The 17807-nt window shown below is 54.8% G+C and carries 10 protein-coding genes and 1 pseudogene; 8 read left to right on the top strand and 3 right to left on the bottom strand.

Annotation, left to right across the window (positions count from 1 at the left end):
* The first annotated feature begins 907 nt into the window (after positions 1-907).
* From P3T43_RS33160 to P3T43_RS33125, 8 genes and pseudogenes are all read left to right on the top strand, one after another.
* The gene (locus P3T43_RS33160; protein WP_429285224.1) at positions 908-1570 is read left to right on the top strand and encodes a FadR/GntR family transcriptional regulator; all 663 of its coding nucleotides are present in this window, start codon (positions 908-910) and stop codon (positions 1568-1570) included.
* Between the two features lie 1535 nt (positions 1571-3105).
* Positions 3106-4011 (top strand): annotated as a pseudogene (locus P3T43_RS33155) (EAL domain-containing protein); the annotation flags it as partial.
* Between the two features lie 353 nt (positions 4012-4364).
* Positions 4365-5339 carry a quinone oxidoreductase family protein gene (locus tag P3T43_RS33150; protein WP_429285223.1) on the top strand — a complete coding sequence of 325 codons (975 nt, stop codon included), beginning with the start codon at positions 4365-4367 and terminating at the stop codon, positions 5337-5339.
* A gap of 3257 nt (positions 5340-8596) precedes the next feature.
* A complete protein-coding gene (locus tag P3T43_RS33145) occupies positions 8597-9673 on the top strand; it encodes an ABC transporter substrate-binding protein (RefSeq protein WP_429285222.1) in 1077 nt (358 codons plus the stop codon).
* Between the two features lie 60 nt (positions 9674-9733).
* Entirely contained in the window at positions 9734-11296 is a 1563-nt protein-coding gene (locus P3T43_RS33140) for a sugar ABC transporter ATP-binding protein (protein WP_429285221.1), read from the top strand.
* Entirely contained in the window at positions 11293-12222 is a 930-nt protein-coding gene (locus P3T43_RS33135) for an ABC transporter permease (RefSeq protein WP_429285220.1), read from the top strand. Before P3T43_RS33140 ends, P3T43_RS33135 begins: the two co-directional genes overlap by 4 nt.
* Before the next feature lie 4 nt (positions 12223-12226).
* The gene (locus P3T43_RS33130) at positions 12227-13201 is read left to right on the top strand and encodes an ABC transporter permease (protein ID WP_429285219.1); all 975 of its coding nucleotides are present in this window, start codon (positions 12227-12229) and stop codon (positions 13199-13201) included.
* Positions 13202-13448: 247 nt separating this feature from the next.
* Positions 13449-14543, top strand: a complete 1095-nt coding sequence (locus tag P3T43_RS33125) for a porin (RefSeq protein ID WP_429285225.1) — start codon at positions 13449-13451, stop codon at positions 14541-14543.
* A 591-nt stretch (positions 14544-15134) separates the two neighbouring features.
* Here the strand turns inward: P3T43_RS33125 and P3T43_RS33120 are convergent.
* The 3 genes from P3T43_RS33120 to P3T43_RS33110 form a co-directional block, all read right to left on the bottom strand.
* On the bottom strand, positions 15135-15920 hold the full coding sequence (locus P3T43_RS33120) for an SDR family NAD(P)-dependent oxidoreductase (protein ID WP_429285218.1): 786 nt from the start codon (positions 15918-15920) through the stop codon (positions 15135-15137).
* A gap of 305 nt (positions 15921-16225) precedes the next feature.
* The gene (locus tag P3T43_RS33115; RefSeq protein WP_429285217.1) at positions 16226-16549 is read right to left on the bottom strand and encodes an NIPSNAP family protein; all 324 of its coding nucleotides are present in this window, start codon (positions 16547-16549) and stop codon (positions 16226-16228) included.
* A 356-nt stretch (positions 16550-16905) separates the two neighbouring features.
* The gene (locus tag P3T43_RS33110; RefSeq protein ID WP_429285216.1) at positions 16906-17625 is read right to left on the bottom strand and encodes an SDR family oxidoreductase; all 720 of its coding nucleotides are present in this window, start codon (positions 17623-17625) and stop codon (positions 16906-16908) included.
* Positions 17626-17807: the final 182 nt, after the last annotated feature.

The following is a 17807-nucleotide window of genomic DNA, read 5'->3' as shown; positions in this document are numbered from 1 at the left end:
CGAAAGCTGGGCGAGAGCGCCGCAACCTGGGATCCGAAAACGTTACCGGTACCACCCAGTCCGTGCACGAAAACGACCGGCGTACCTGTCCCTACATCGTCATATTTGAGATTCATATGTCCTTCCAGAATGGGTTTTGTGAATAGAAGTCACGCGCTGCGTTGGGCGCACCGCTTTTCTGCCAAATGCGTCCTCATCGTTCCGGCGAAGTCGCAAAGACCAGCCTCTGCAACGGCGTCGGAAACGTAGTGGCGGGCGCGTCGCCCGAAATTGTCTGCCGGCTTCGGGACGCAGTATTGATCACACGCTGACAGCTCGGTCTTTCTTCGATTTCGTCATACACTGACAATCGCGCCGCAACGCCGTGTGAATGGTCTTTCGGGCGGCTGCGGCACATCGCGCCGGTCTTCGACCGGCCGTGCCTGCTTATATTCCGACTGACGACTGACATTGCTCTGGACTCTCGTGTGCGATGAGCATGACGCTGTCTCCTGGCTTTAACTTTTCGAGGAGGAAACTGTCCCAGTTTGTCTGAACCTGCTTTTAAACAACCTGACACCGTTAATCCTGGGAACCAATTCTAGGACTGTGCCCAATCGCATGCTTATCGGATTGTCCAGTCCCGTATCTGGTAATCCAGTTCACTGTCTCAACTCCACTGGAAGTCCCGAATATTTCACATGCTTGATGAACCCATCGGCGCCCCGTTATCGGACAGTCTATTTTTTGGCATCTACGTGTGCGATTCAGGCACGTGACTAATACCTGGCTCTTCTGACGCATGCTAGGCTCCATTAACGCTAGTGAACCTTTCCGCAAACCGATTGAAAAATTGGTTTGCAGCGGGCCATGTGCCTTATAATTGAACAAAACGCGAAAGGAATGACAACTATGGTGAAGGTCCGATATGGAAGACTTTGAAGCTGTCGCAGCCGCGTTGTCGCAGCGCATCGCGGACGGTGCCTTTCTTCCGGAGGGGCGCTTACCTACTGAGCGAGAACTCGCTGTTGAGTATAGAATCCCGCGAAGCGGTGTTCGAAAGGCGCTGGCCAATATTGAGCGCGAAGGTATGATCGTCCGCAGTGTAGGACGGGGAACCTTTGTTGCCGGCAGTTTGCCGCCCCGCTTCGAGCAAGAGGATCTTTCCGACATCAGCCCGGCCGACTTGAACCTGGCTCGCCTTCTACTTGAACCTGGTGTAGCAGAACACGCAGCGCTTCACGCAACAGCGGCCGATCTTGCGGCAATTGAGAAATGCATGCTCGAGTGCGAGAACGCTAAAGATGTCAAGTCGGTCGATTTTTGGGATGCGAACCTGCACATGGCGATTGCGAAAGCAACTCATAGCAGTTTCATAGCTCTGACGTTCAAGGCGCTGCATCAGGTCAGGCAGTCACCGTCCTGGAGTCAGGTCAAGTACTTCGCAGTTACACCCGAGCGATTTGAGGTCACAGTTGCGGCGCATCGCGCGATTGTGACCAGCATTATTCGAAGGGACGCTGCGGCAGCTCGTCGTGCAATGGAAGCCCATATCGAGCAGATAGGCAAATACATCGCTAATCGGGACTAGCGTCACAGAGCACATCCACGCAATCAGGTCTGGCGCATGCATTAGCGCCAGCGGCCACGCCTCTGCCGCCAAGCGTGCCGGATTGCGTGAGATGTTCCTCATCCGTTCTGGCATGATTGCTTCCTGCGGCTGCCTCCATACTTCACTGTTCCGACAGCAATCCTCAGGCGTACTGCCTCCCAGCGGCAGAGTCGCCTCGGCCCCGCGGGGCTGTACTGCCTTATAACTGGCCGATTCCTAATCGAAAAAAGTATCGTTCCAGATTTCTTGGTCAAATGACGGGGTGTGTGAATCCATCCAGTCATACCGACTACCGTCGGAGAGCCATGCCCAATTTTGTGTCGACCTGGGCGATTGCGCTACAGCGTCACTACTCGAATCTTCCAATCCTTCCGGATCTGTATTCGGACCGATCTGGTCGGTATTTGCGTTTTCAACCGTCAAGCCGGTTTTTTCGCGACATTTCATTACTTTATACTCCTATTAAAGCTTCCGATATGGGCGACCAATCTGAAGTTGTCGCCCCCTTTCCGTTTCGGATGCGCGTAGCGACTGCACCAATGCAACAGGGGCCCGCTCACCTCGTATTTCTGCTACTTCCATTCCTTCCTGAGTGCCACCGCATACAAGCGTCAAGTTCGGTTCTCTATCCATCGGCTTTTTTGACAGCTTTACGCCAAGCTGAAATGTCAGCAGTTTCAATACTGATCCGATCAAATTTCTGGGATGGTATCGCTCGACACCGGCCAGCAGCTATCGTCAGAAAGTACTGTGCGTTGATTCTAGGTGAACGTAGGAATCTAGGCTTATCGGAGCGTCCCGTCGCGTATCTGGAAATCCAACTCAGCGTTCACGCTGCTCAAGAGGCCCCGGTGCTCCACGCTCTTCTATTGTCTTAGTCGCAATTGCTCTTTGCGAAATACGTTTCACGGAACTTAATAACGTTTAACATGAGCATGAAAGCCCCTCACTTTAATTAGCAATGCAAACTATCAAAAATACACATAGTCATACGTTCCGGTCTCGCAACGGATAGGACTTTTGCGGTACACAGAACGACGCAAACTGTCGTCTTTTTTATCAGAAAGCCCTGACCCGCCGCTTCCAGTCGAGTCGATGGGCGAACTCCCGACCGGTGCAACCGTTCCGTGATCGACTTGTGCTCGTCTCTCACTCATAACGCGAATTCAGTTCTGGTTTTTATAAGGAAATCTAATCATACACCGAGTCGATCATCTCATCTCCCGTGCACGATCGACCCAGAGGCGAGCCCGGCTGATTATATGATCCAACGAAGGGCAAAGACCTACGCGTTCTCGAATGCCATGCAGTGGCGTCATTTTTGATATGCCATTGAGGTAGTTCTAATCCTTCACGTGAACGCCCAGGATGGAAACAGCGCGAAATTTTGACGGCATTCCCAGTACGATTTGCGGAGAGCCAGAAGCATAGCTTACCTGTTGAGGATTCGATAGATCGCACAAGCATCACAGCACTTCCGGCCAACCCACACCCTTCTGCTTCTGATAACCACCATGTCACTTCGCCCGGCTCCTCTATTCGACGCGGTCAGCATCGTGGATCTTATCAATCGGGGTCAGTTGTATGCTGTCTTCCAACCGATCGTGGATTTCAACGACGGGACAATTCTTGGTTACGAAGGGTTGATTAGAGGACCAGCGGGTTCACCGCTTGAGAGCCCATTCAACCTCTTCGCCCAGGCACACGCTGAAGCTTGCGTGATCGAACTCGAGCAGGCAGCGGCGCGCAGCTGCGTTGAAACGTTTGAGAGGCTAGCGTGCAGGGGCAAGCTCTTCCTCAACTTTAGCGCGGATGCGCTACTTCAATTCGCTGAGACCAGCGACGACGTACTCACGTTGCTGCACCAGTCTGGCATCAGCCCTGAGCGGGTCGTGATCGAGCTGACAGAACAAAGCACAATTCCCGACGTCGACAGGTTTTTGATGGTGCTTGCAACTTTACGAACCGCTGGTGCGCAATTCGCACTCGACGACTACGGGACTGCCAACGCCAATATGAATCTGTGGGTACTATTGCAACCGGACGTCGTGAAAATCGACCGATTCTTTATTCAAAACATCGCGAAAGATCCTTTGAAGTTCCACGCTGTTCGTGCCATGCAGCACTTCGCACACGCAAGTGGCGCTCAACTGGTTGCCGAGGGAATAGAAAACGAAGCAGACCTGATCGTCGTACGCGATTTAGGGATTGGTTACGCGCAGGGTTATTTCTTCGACCACCCGAAGGCTCAGCCGGCGCCGACGGTGACAGAAGCAGCCCGCCTGGCGATTCGCGCGGGCCAGATCGCGGTCTTTCCTGAAGCCAGCCGCACGGCGAAAGCGTCGCCCTCGAGCGGCGTGGAGTCTGCAAGACCGCTCGTACAAACTGCCTTCCCCCGTGACGCCACCAACAACGAAGTGGCAATCCACTCCCACTACGACTGAGTTTGCGCTCGCGTCCCGTGGACTTTGATATATCACGCTCATGCCGAATCCACCTGTGCGCCCCTGCAATCCTAGGTCCAGCAAGACAGACGAATTGTCCAGTCGTGCCCAGCCAACGAACCCTGTCGGTAATGCTTATTCATGCCATTTTGGCATTACTGACATGCCCCTATGTCAGTCACAATTGGCGAGAGAATAAACAAAACGATGTCGATCCCGTCTGCGGTTTGACGAGGTCGCTGGCAGCCGTTTCGTGTCTAAGTCTCTTGCCGGCCCCGCTGGGGCGTTGAACGTGACACCGTCTAAATCTGGTCGATATAGGAAACACCATGGTCAAAGCAGTTCGTTTCGATAAAACAGGCGGCCCCGAGGTGATGAAGTGGGTCGACGTCGAGGTCGGCGAGCCGGGTAACGGCGAGATCCGCATCAGGCAGCATGCAGTCGGCCTCAATTACATCGACGTGTATTTCCGCACCGGTTCGTATCCGTTGCCGCTTCCGGGCGGTCTTGGCATGGAAGCAGCTGGCGAGGTCACGGAGGTCGGCGCCGGCGTGACCGAACTGAAGCCGGGCGACCGCGTCGCCTATGTGGGTCGCCCGCCGGGCGCCTACGCTCAGGAACGGGTACTACCAGCGGCTCAGGTCGTCAAGCTGCCGGACGCACTGAGCTACGAGCAGGCCGCTTCAGTGATGCTGCAAGGGCTCACCGCGCAATATCTGTTGCGACGCACTTATCCGGTGAAGGCCGGCGACACGATCCTGATCCAAGCGGCTGCAGGTGGCGTTGGCCTCCTGGTGTCTCAATGGGCGAAGGCTTTGGGCGCTACCGTGATCGGCACAGTGGGTTCAGACGAGAAGGCGGAAATCGCCAAGGCACATGGCTGTGATCATGCCATTGTCTATACGCGCGAGAACTTCACCAAACGCGTGCGCGAGATTACCAACGGCGCAGGCGTGCCGGTTGTCTACGATTCAATCGGCAAAGATACGTTTGCGGGCTCGCTCGACTGTCTGGCACCGTTCGGTCTGTTCGTTAGCTTCGGCAACGCATCGGGTCCGCTGCCGCTGATCGATTCCTCCGAACTGGTTGGGCGTGGCTCGCTCTTCTTCACCCGTCCGACCTTATTTACCCACATCGCCAAGCGCAGCGACTACGAAGCAATGTCGACGGAACTGTTTGACGCTTTGGTGTCAGGCAAGATCAAGACGAGCATCAATCAGCGCTATCAGTTATCTGAAGTTGCGAAAGCGCACATCGAACTCGAAAGCCGCCGCACCACCGGTTCGACGGTTCTCTTGCCGTAAGCGCGCCAGAAGAGCCGCAAAGCGGCAATCATCAGACCGTTCCGATGGGCGCGGAACGGTCTCTTTCACGAAAACACTTTTAGATTTGCTCGAGCATTCTCGAGGAGGGTGTCACGCGGATCGGCATAACGGGCTATTGGTCGCTAGTACCTTCGTCAGAACTTCACGACATGCCCTGGTTTATCTTTGACACCACATTGGCCGCGAACCCACCGCCCATAGCGCGCAATCAACAAGTTCCCGCGCCGAACAAGGGACAGGGTCATCTTTGATCTGCGCGATAAAAAACGGGCGGTCAATTACGACCGCCCGTATAAAAGCCCGTTGAAAGAAAAACATCGGGCCGCGCGGATAGGTCGGCGCGCCCACCGCGTCGACCGATAATCGCAGTTTACAGCGCCTGCTAACGATATTGATATCAACGCGTATCGAAATTTACCCTCCTCCTTTCATCGAACACAATGTTAAGCCGAGCTGGCCGACGTGCAGAACTTTCGGCTGGCGACGCGCTGCCTGTATCGACGATCGCAATCATCCACCGTCCGCTTGCTCAAGCGCAGCATTGATGTTCCCTGCTTTCCCATGCTCACTGCGCTCGCGCGCGTAGTAGAGGGAGGTGGCCGTGCCGCTCGACCATTGTCCCCAACGCCAACTCAGGCCGAGAGTCAGCCGGGTTCGTCGTGTCCCGACAAATCAGTATCCGATACCTGCTTTTGTCATCGTACAGATCGAGGTGCAATGGTATTCAAATCGAGCTTTTACGTTTCCTCACGCGGCGCGCGTGCTTACCGCGGTGACTATGCGTCCCATGCAAATGACCCACAGCAGTCCCAGGGTAATGCCTATCAACGCAACTGGATTCCGTGATAAACGACGAGACGATCCGTTAAGCCGAAGATCAAATCTACGCCTACAGTGATTCTCATGATTCGCACGGTTCTTTTAATAAACATAAGACAATTGGCGCCGGAAATTTACATATTCTCACTCGAGCACGCCGACGCGGGTGACCAGCTGAATCGATTCACAACATTCACAAGTAATCGGTTTCATCGCCACGTCAATTCGGCATCCTTATCTTAAATTTGATTTACGCTTCAATCCGATGCGATGTTGAAGGAGAAAGCAATGAGCACGATGAACAGCCCTTTGCGTGTGCTGGTCGCGAGATGGCTTGGCTCGGATCCGACAACACCGACCCGGGTGATCCGGTTCGGCTACGTACGTCCAAATCGGTACCGGTATGTGTGCGTTGAGACACAACGGCCTGCGGGCCCGTTGACAATTTACTTTTTCCTTCACAAGGATGGTGTGTGGAGCGTTTATCCCCCGGAGGCTGAGCGTCCGGCGATGAGTTTCTCATAGCGTCAGCATAGCTAACGCTTTCTGAACGCACCACTCCCGGAGTTGCTCCGAGCATCGAAATAAAAGACCATGACGTGCTAATTGGCAGCGTCAAGCGCAGCACTTTTGGTTGAGTGAAGGACGTCACTTACGCTATGACGAGCGTGCCCGTTTAACGATGTCGACGGCGATCGATACAAGTGAGTTGAATGCACTTCCGAAGCGATGTGTCGATCGCGAAACGCCCGTAAAGATAATACGATGGAGAACTTCTCGATAAACTGGATGTAAGCTGCACGCATTCGCGAATTACAGGTACACCGAACTGCGCTCTCTCACAATTCGCCAACCCCTGAAATCCCGAGACGTTCTGGCCTAAAACGCGCAACTGGGCTATCAGACCACGCAGCGTCTTTTCAACACTCCAATGAAACCGCGGGCCCACGCGCGCCAGGACGCGCCTAGCCGATCTGCAACAAAGATACCTGGCTTTCCAAAACGGTCTGTAGTTCGTTGCAGTCAGGTCGCGTCCCCCAGTTTCGGGCCCCAACCACCGATGCGATGGCAATCCACGAATTGGGTGGAAGCCACTTCCGAATTACAGTCTCTCCCTGAAGAATTCGCAGACGTCCAGTCTGCTCGCAATAATCGGCGCGAAGTTCTGTGCCGTCCAATTGGACAGCAATGAGAGGGGGACGCATTCGCTTCATCGATGTCTCCTTGCAACAAAAATTGAGAGGCCCTTAAATCATCTTTTACTCTGCACCACGACGCGACTGCCTTTTGCAAGTGTCGCGATACGTTTAGTTTCACAGGACTGTCCTCAAAATTTAACGGCCGTATCCTGAAGTCACCTATCCTGGAGAAATTGGGCTCGACGCTTTCTACTGGTTCAAATATCCGGTCAACGAAGGACGAATAGTTTCGTTCGATTGCTTCAGTAAGTTCACGCGAGGCAATCCTGTAGATGGATAGTAGAGGCATCTCAGGGTTCTTTCTTATCGGAACGTCCCGTCGTGTATCCGTGAATCCAGCTTCGTATTTAGTCCCTCAATTCCTCTGCGTTTCATGCCATCTCCCGGCACTCCTATGCGCTGCTGCCGGGTCTCCTGGCTTCCACCAAACGAACTTGGTAAAGCCACTACGTTCACAAACTTATATCATTCGTTATCCTACTAATTTTGCGCATCCACTCTATAGCGTGGTCTGAACCACACTAGGACGTGACGCCTTCATACTTGCAAGAGTACGAACGTTCGCTCGGCACTGACAGAGAACGGCTGGACTCACCATCGCAGAGCTCGCGTCGAATGGGGTCACGGTTACGGTCCAATCCTGACGGGTAAGCACAATGACCTGATCCAGGCCGTCCTTCTCCGTTTGAAGAAGCACTCCGCACCCCATACGCGAGCGCCCATCCCAGAAATCCTAAACGTTGATGGTTCGTGTGCAGACACGGTCCTCGATGTACCGGTCTCTCCTATAAACAGGTCTTGACATATGCCAAGCCGCCACCGGTTTCGACGAGGGAAAGTGCGTTATCAGAAGCGCCGCTGGACAAAAGCATACACATGGAACTCCGGGAAATTCCTCATGACGGAGCTGGACGATCCGATACGCTGCAAGACGATTCGATAAGTCTGAAATCGAACACATCCTTACACTTGCTTCACATGAGCAGTCGGCGAAAGCACAGGAGCAGCCGGTATGCGTTGTCTGAATGATCTAGAACCGAAGTGCGTGTTCTTTCCTTGAGTCGATGAGACCACGCCATGCTCCCCCCGCATTAGAACGTAATACAACTCGAGTTTGTCAGACAGGGTAGGTATGAACGGAGTCAGCTTTGGTCCTCGGCGAGTGGTCCACAACGCGGCAATGACTGACGGTTAAATTTTAAACACGGAGACAAGACGGTGAATACGCTCAAAATCAGTATATTTTCATTAGTTATACTAATTTTTTCAACTACGGCTGCGCAGCGAGCGTCAGCGCAGGTCGGTGATCTGAAGGATCCACAATACAAGCCGACCTCCACACAACTGACCAAGCCTGGTGCATTCAAGAAGAAGCCTCCCTACAACATTGTCTTGGCCATGCCTGGTCTTTTTACGACGTGGTTAATCCAGGAAACCGAAGAGGTGCGTCATGAAGCAACGTTGCATCCCGAAATCGGGAAGCTAACGGTGATATCGAGCGATTCGAATGCCGCCAGACAGGCTGCTGATCTCGAAGATCAAATAACGAAGGGGGTCGACGCCATCGTGGTGTCTCCGGTCTCCTCGACAGCCATTAACGCACAGATTGCCAAGGCGGCCGCGAAGGGTATTCCAGTCGTTACGTTCACGGCCACAGCCAGTTCAGACCAGGTCGCAGTAGCGGTGTTATCCGGTGGGGCTCCAGAAGGGAAGATCATGGCCGACTGGCTGGCAAAGCAGTTGGGCGGAAAAGGCAGCATTTGGGCGTTTCGTGGCATCGCCGGCAACACAGAAGACACGGATCGTTACGCCGGACTTGCTGAGTCGTTGAAAGTAACCAAATTGCCGGTTTCTGCTGAAGTCTATGCCGACTGGAACTATGCCAAGGGCAAACAGGCGTGTGAAAGCCTACTTCTTTCGGGAAAGCCAGTCGACGGCATCTGGGCCTCTGGAGGCGAGATGTCACGCGGTTGTCTTGAAGTCTTCCAGGAAGTCGGCAAACCTCCTGTTCCTGTGACCGGTGAGGGAAACAATGGGTTTCTCAGAGCTGCACAGAAGTCAGGGGGGCCGTTCGTAGCATATATCTACCCACCGTCCCTGGGACCGGTCGCACTTCGCGCGGCACTGTTGCTCCTTGAGGGTGATCAGATGTACCGAAGCTACTGGAGCGACGGAGGAGAAGTCATCACCCGGGAAAACCTGACCAAGTATTACCGTCCTGATCTGAACGACTCGTACTGGGTAGGTTCATTGCTTCCAGACGCGACGCTTAAGCACCTCTATCAGAACAAGTAGTCGTCGACCCGATGGCGTCCCTCGCCATGTGCATTTTGTTTCCGACGAATGGAGTTAAACATGCTGCATCAGTCTGAGAAAACCTCGTGTCGGAAGGCAGGGGCGCCCCTTATCGAAGGCATCGGAATTTCCATGAGTTTTGGAAATACGCGCGCGGTTTCCGGTGTCTCGATCGCTGGTCACGCAGGTTCTGTCCATGCCGTGACCGGTGAAAACGGGGCAGGCAAGTCGACCTTCATGAAGATTCTCGCTGGGGTATATCGACCGGATGCCGGTGAGTTGCGTATGCGAGGCGAAACCATAGCACTGCGCAATCCACGTAGTGCCCGAGAGCATGGCATCTCCACGGTATTCCAGGAATTCACTCTGCTGCCGAATCTGACTGTCGCTGAAAACATGTTTATTGGACGCGAGCCTGGAGGGCGTGGATGGATCGACAGGAAGCAGATGAATGAACGTGCGAGTCAAACTTTGACGTCCCTCGGTGTAAATATTGAACCCGGGACACTCGCAGGTAGCCTCTCCGTTAGCGAGCAGCAAGTGGTGGAAATCGCCAAGGGCATCACAACGGATGCCTCCGTGTTCATCTTTGACGAGCCCACGGCGGCGCTGAATGGTCCCGAAGTTAAAAAGTTCGAGTTGCTTATCAAAGATCTGCAATCAAAAGGCAAGTCCATCTTCTACATTAGCCACCGTCTCGATGAGATTTTTCGGTTATGCGATACCGTGACTGTACTGAAGGATGGGCAGCACGTTCTTACCACGCCTTGCAGCGAGCTGGATGAACACACACTCGTCACGCTGATGGTCGGTCGCCCGATCGAAGACCTCTTTCCACACAAATCATCGGGACAGGGACCAAGGGCATTGCGATGTGAGCAACTGAATTCCGATACAGGAAGCGGCAAAGTGCATTTGAATCTGAACCGACGAGAGATTGTCGGACTCGCCGGACTGGAGGGACAAGGGCAGCGAGACATCATCCGAGCCGTGGCAGGGCTCAGACTAACTCCGAATGCCACGATAGAGAAATTCGACAGCACGGGCAAAGCCCGTCTGGTCGACGCCAATGCCGGTGTGTCGCAGCGCCTCGCCCACGGAATAGCCTTCGTACCCGGCGACCGCAAAGCGGAAGGCCTGTACCTGGATCTCTCCGTTACGGAAAACGTCGCTATTGGCACCTATCGGGACAGTGCACTACACGAACACGCTTCGGGCCAGTCCTCGCTAGTGGAAGACGTCATTGCGCGGATCGGCCTCAGGGTAAAGCATCCAAAGCAGCCCGTCATAACCCTTTCCGGCGGGAATCAGCAAAAGGCTCTACTCGCACGAGCGCTCATCTCCGACATTGACATCCTGCTTGTCGAGGAGCCGACCCGAGGCGTAGACGTAGGCGCCAAAGCAGATATCTATCGGCTTCTACGCAAATTTGCCGACGATGGCGGAGCGGTGCTTGTCAGCTCCAGCGAACTGACAGAACTCATCGGGTTGTGTGACCGCATTCTCGTCGTGCGGGAAGGAACCATCGTCGCAGAAATTGATAGCGCACAGGCTTCAGAAGAGACTGTCATGTCGTACGCGCTTGGTGTGTCAAAACGGCAATCACCGGAGAAGACGCAATGAACCCGTTCAGTCCCAACTCCCGCTCCGGCCTTAAACCCTACGTTGTGTCGATGCCAATCGCGCTTATTGTTGGGCTTTCCTTTGCCGCCACCGATTTCTTGAATCGTGGCAACCTTTCTAACCTCTCGGCCCAGATCGCTCCGCTTGCAATCGCAACATTGGGACAGTTGCTCGTCGCCCTGGTCGGCGGAATCGACTTGTCCGTTGGTTCCGTCATCAGCCTGACTACCTGCGTCATCTCCGCTTCTGACGGGTCAACCGCGGGTATCACACTGGCTCTCTTATTAGGTTGCGTCGTGGGCATCGCCAACGGACTTGCGGTCTCTGTCGCCCGTATGCACCCGATTATCGCTACACTCAGCGCCATGACTTTTGTCCAGGGACTGGCGCTGTACTGGCTCCCTACAGCCGGAGGGCTTGCTCCTCCCTCTTTACCGACCTTCATAAACTCGACCGTCGCCGGCCTACCAGTCAGCATGTTGCTGCTGCTAGGCTGCCTGCTGGCCGTAGGGTGGCTCCTCGCCCGAACGCGCTTTGGTCTACGCCTCTATGCAGTCGGCGCACATCCACGCAATGCGTCGCTTAACGGCGTAACGGATCGCCAGATCATCGTTGCAGCGTATGCCGCCTGTGGTCTGCTCGCCGCGTGCGCCGGCATCGTGCTCACGGGTCGAATTGGCTCTGGCGACCCCGTCATTGGAGCACAGTTCGCGCTCGCAACGATTACAGCAGTCGCGCTTGGCGGAGTCCAATTCTCGGGTGGGATCGGCAGTGCTGTCGGAGCATTTTGCGGCGTGCTCACCTTGGGCCTGATGCGAAATGGAATGAACCTGGTTGGGATCGACGCATTCCTGCAGTCTGCCGCCACTGGGGTGCTTTTGCTTATTGCTATCAGCTTCCAGCGTCGCACGATCATAGGGTTTTAATACCATGCCAACAATCACAGTCACGCAACCGCCTCATCCCCAACGCGCCGCTCACAGGCTCTATGGTTTTCTCGCCGATCAACCACCATCCTGGTACGGACTCGGAATACTTCTGCTCGTTGCTTGGGTAACGCGCCCTGCCCTGCTCTCTCCGCTGCTGCTGCTTGCAATCCTGAAGCAGGGTGCAATCCTGGGTGTCGTCACAATTGGACAGTCTCTGGTGGTCCGGAGCCGTTCCATCGACCTTTCTATTAGTGGCATCGTCGTAGTCGTCATCTGGATAGTCACAAGCGGAGCTATCCCCCTGCCGGTCCCTGCGCTGGTAGTCTTGGCGCTGCTCGCGGGAGCACTCATCGGAGCCGTCAACGGTCTGATCATCACTCGCCTCCGGGCGTCCGCAGTAATTGTGACCCTCGCGATGGCAATCGTACTAACAGGCGCCGTTATTGCAGCGAGCCAATATCATCAGCCCGGCGAAACACCCGACCTTTTACGGATCGTGGGTTCGGGTCGCATTGGGTCATTTCCGATCGCGGCGATTGTGTGGGTCGCAGTGCTTATCCCATTCGCGCTTAGCGTGCGCATGTGCGTCTTCGGTCGCTATCTCGACGCGGTCGGATCAAATCCGACCGCTGCGGTCGTGTCCGGCATACCAAGCCTTCGCGTCATATCGATTACCCATATCTTCTCTGGACTCACTGCTGCGCTGGCCGGTCTCTTGCTCGTTGGGTCGGTGTCCGTAGGTAACACGAACATCGGTCAGGATCTGGTGCTCAACTCGCTGGCGGCAGTCATTCTCGGCGGGGTGAGTTTCGGTAACGGTAAGGGACGCATGCTCGGGCCGGCCGTCGGTGCTTTCATGCTTACTTACCTTTTTAGCTTGTTAATCGGTTTTGGACTCGGCGCCGCGGGTCAAGCCATGGTCCAAGGCGCAATTATCGCGCTAGCCGCTCTTGTCTTCACATTTCGAAACCGGTGAGACCTTGCCTCGCCGAAACGGATCCAGATCGCCCGATATCCACTTTGGCACGCCCGTAAGGATCTCAATCGCGACTCCTGCCTTCGAGATTGACCAGATAACGTGTTGGTACCTCAGTTCGAGGACCCTCCGCGTGCATACAAACAAGAAGTTCGATACGCAGAAGACGTGGCCGCTGCTGCGGCCTCATTACAAGGAGACAGTAGTGAAAAGAACCACTCTCGCGGCGCTGCCGCTCGCGCTCGCGATGACCGGCGCTCATGCTCAGAGTTCGGTCACGCTCTACGGCGTAGTCGACCTCGGTGTCGATTACGCGAACAACGTCGTCAGCGGCTCGAAGGGGAACATCGTGCCCGGCAGCGGAGGCAAACTCACGCAGATGCAAAGCGGCGTGCCCCTCGGTAGCCGCTGGGGCCTTCTCGGCGTGGAAGACCTTGGCGGCGGCAATCAAGCAATCTTCCGGCTCGAAAGCGGCTTCAACGCTGCGACAGGTGGCGCGGGCGGTGGCCTGGCGTTTTCCCGCAATGCTTATGTTGGCATCAAGTCAAATCAATACGGCCAGCTAACGTTTGGTAAGCAATGGGACGCATCCATCGACATCCTCGAACCGTTCACGCTGAACGGTCAATACGGTGGCTGGTACTTCGCCCACCCGAACGACATGGACAACCTCGACAACGGATTCTCTATTAACAACGCGGTCAAGTACGTGAGCCCAAATCTCGCAGGGTTCACATTTGAGGGACACTACTCGTTTGGGGGTGTGGCTGGCCAGTTCTCCGATAACTCGACTTACAGTGCAGCTGTGGGTTACTCGCATGGCGCGTTCAGTGCGGGCGTCAGCTACCTTCACGTCAACGATCCGATCACGGCGGTCGCCGGATACGGCAGCGGCGGAGGCTACGTCAACACGATCTACGGCGACGCGCTCGCAAACGCACGCTACCAGGGCGTTTTATCCGCCGGCGCCGCCTACGTGCTTGGCCCGCTCAAGTTGGGGGCCGACTATTCGAACGTCAATTTCGCCGCAGGTCCTGGTGGAAATGACCTTCACTTCCAGAACTACGAGGTGTCGGCCATCTACTCCCTCACGTCCGCACTGACAATCGCAGGCGGATATACATTCACGACCGGCCTCGACCATGCAACCGACACCTCGCCGAAGTACCACCAGGCTAATCTGATTGCGCAGTACAGTCTCTCAAAGCGCACGTCCGTCTACGCAATGGGAACCTATCAGCACGCAGCTGGAGCGGCCCAATACGCGCAGATTACATCCTTCAACCCATCCAGTACGCAGAACCAGGTTGTTACCCGCGTCGGCATCACACACTCCTTTTGATGTTGGTGCCGCGGCACCAACGAGATGCTATTCGGACCTGCCTCCTGCATAATCTCAGGAATCGGCCCCCTGCGTCCCATCGACGTCATCATCAAGGGTGAAGCGGTGGGTAAAATCACAAAACAAATGCATCGCGAGGCATCATCGCATGCCTCGCCTCTAGCGCCATGCTTTTTAGTCTTGGGGATTTAAAGACTTGGCCAGCATAGGACACCTTCGATCCGTCACATTTCTTCATGCTTCGAACCCCGCGGCGCAAAGTGTCTGGTTCCGTATGCCATCGGTGTCTTAACGGCAATACTGGAAGAATCTAGTGACGAGACCAGGAGCGCAGCGAAACTTTCCAGATGAGCCGCCGCACATCCATAGGACATGGTGCAGGTGGCCGACTTGCGCGGCGGCAGTGTGGTTCCTTACAGCCCTTGATTGTCGTCGCGTCGCTCTCTGCTTGCCACCAATGTGACAACACGACTAGCTGGATCGGAGCGGTCGGATCTACCTTTTCCGGTTGTCGGCGGCTCGCCCCGCGTTTCGCAGAACAGCCGCCGTCTCGGACCGGCTTTTTGCTTTCAGTACGATAGAACCACCCTGTTACAGCACCAACCAGCCTCCACTAATCTGCAGCGAGATAGAACTGACATACCGGCTCTCGTCGGAGGCCAGATAGACCGCCCCCATTGCAACGTCGTGGGGCGTTCCAAGCACACCTAGCGGAATGAGCGCCGTGAACGTGGCTCGTGCTGTTTCCGGGTCCGAAAACTCGCCACGACGCGCCGCACCCTTTAAAATCGAATCCATCATGCCGCCGTCACCCGTCTCAATCTGGCCCGGCATGATGCTGTTACAGCGAATTCCAAACGGAGCGCCGTGTGCCGCCACAGACCAACTCAGGTGGCGAACCGCAGCTTTGCTCACGCCGTACGCGACCTCAAACGGCGTCGCGAGTACTGCGGCGATCGAGGAGATGTTGACGATGGACCCTCCACCTGCGCGCTTCATTGCAGGAATTACGCTACGGCACCCGAGCATCACCGACTCGACGTTGACCTGCTGGATGCGACGGAATTCGTCTACCTGCGTGGTCTCTGGGTTCACGTTCTCCGTGGAGCCCAGAATGCCCGCATTGTTCACAAGAACATCGATGCGGCCATGCTTCCTTTCGATTTCATCGATGACCTGCGTCCATTGCCCTTCGTTGGTGACATCCTGAACCACGGACGTACAACCGGTTGCTTCAGCGGATTCGTTTAAAAGACGCTCGTTGATATCCGAAATGATGACCGTTGCGCCCTCGTCCTTAAAGACCTTGGCGGTCGCACGTCCGATCGCTCCTCCCCCACCGGTAACCAGACACACTTTGTTCGACAACCTGTTCATAGAGTATCTCCATTTAAGTATCGTTAGCGTCTGGATCCGCAAGCGGCACCAGAACGCGAAGGTGACTACGCGATTTTTTCTCAAGACCCGAGTTTTTTGCTGGCTACTCCCCCGGTACGGACGAGCGGCCTGACGGCGAAGACAAGACAAAGATCAATGGACCCGCTAACGACCACATAAGCGAAGTTCATCGTCTCACCCGTGCTAACAAAAACTCACATGTCGCGTGTTGATTTCAACCGTGAATGTCTCTCACATCCGAATTCTCATTACCTGAGATTCGGACCAACGCGCTCGGTGTTCCGTCATTGCAGGCCAGAAAACGTAGTAGGCTTCAATGTTTTCGCCGAGAACGATTCGACGATCGGGCCGTCACGCTCGGAACTCAGCTTCGCGTCCAGCCAGCGCGGGTCTTTCTGGAATGCCTCCATCTTTTCTGCGCGTTCGGCCTCGCTGCTCCACTTCAACAGATATATCAGTTCCGACTTGCCGTCTGCTTCACTGGACCAGAATCCAATTGTCTGGATTCCCAGTTCATGAAAGATGCCCAGTACGGGATGTTCGAATCGCTCCACGACTGCGTGAAGTCGACCGGGTGTGCAGATATAGGTTCGTAGTTCGTAGAACATGTCAATCAACCTCTCTTTGTTAATTGTTAAACATCTTTGCACAACTAAATTTATGTCAAGTGGCAGAACCAAAGTTTCGCTTTACTGGTTCACCCAGTCTGACGCGATGTCAACGATGGACGTTCGCGGCCTTGAATCAAGTGCAAATAGACCACCACCTTTTCCTTTGCTTCATACAGATTACCGAATACATTTGTTTCAAACGTTATTCATACGGATTCCTATATACTACTGCCCGATTGAAAGACCATGTAACTATGGTTCGCGGTCGCTTTTCACTGGCAATCCCTGTTTCGAGAGAGCCGAGTGGCGAGTCACCGCGAAGCCACTCGGTACACAAACGTGGCCGCAATCTATCAGCCTACCGCCAAGCCTCCATCGGCCACCACGACCTGACCCGTCGTGAAGCCGCCTCGCATCAGATAGAGGTAGGCTTCAGCGACTTCATGCGGTTCACCAACATGCCTAACGAGCAAACTCTGTTCCGCATTTTGAAATATCGCTTCACGGGCTGCCTCGGAGAATGTGTCCCAAAGCTCAGTCTTGACCGTTCCTGGGCACACCACATTGACCCGGAGCGGCGCAAGCTCGACTGAAAGTGCACGCGCGAGCGCCTCAACCGCCCCACAGACGCTCGAAACGACTGACATACTCTTTAGAGGGCGTTGAGACGTCATCCCCGAGGTAAGGACAATCGAGCCACCCTTCCGAATTTTTTCTGTACCGTACTTTATGGCCAGAAAGGCGCCCCAATAGCGAACTCCGAAAAACCTTTGCGCTTCCTCAAAGCTCATATCCTTTTGAGTGACCGCTCGCAAGGGATCTCCGGCCGTATACACGAGATGATCGTATGGTCCTATCTGTTCAAAGCACGACTTGATGCTGTCCTCATCCAGCAGGTTGATCACGTGCCCTTCCGCACTTGACGGGAGTTTCTTCTGCGCCTGTTCTATCTGAGCCCGACTATTAGACGCAATAACCACGAGTGCACCTTCATCTGCTGCCGCTTTCGCCGTCGCGAAGCCGAGCCCCGACGATCCGCCGAGAATTACAATCCGTTTATCTTTAAGCGACACCGTTTCCTCCGATACGTTAGAAAAACTCCAGTCTGATTTTCTGAATCGTCACCATCAAAATAGATCTGTCCATTCCGCGTTGCTTCGTGGCACAACGTCAGGCTCCAAACGTTTCGTTTGAGAGCGGCGAAGCCTGATGAGGTATCGTTCGGCTCCAACCGGCACCAGAACCGCGCTCGTTT

Source organism: Paraburkholderia sp. GAS41 (assembly GCF_050436545.1).
GTDB lineage: Bacteria > Pseudomonadota > Gammaproteobacteria > Burkholderiales > Burkholderiaceae > Paraburkholderia.
Note: the sequence above shows the minus strand (reverse complement) of the source record. Positions and strands in the feature narration are given on the sequence as shown.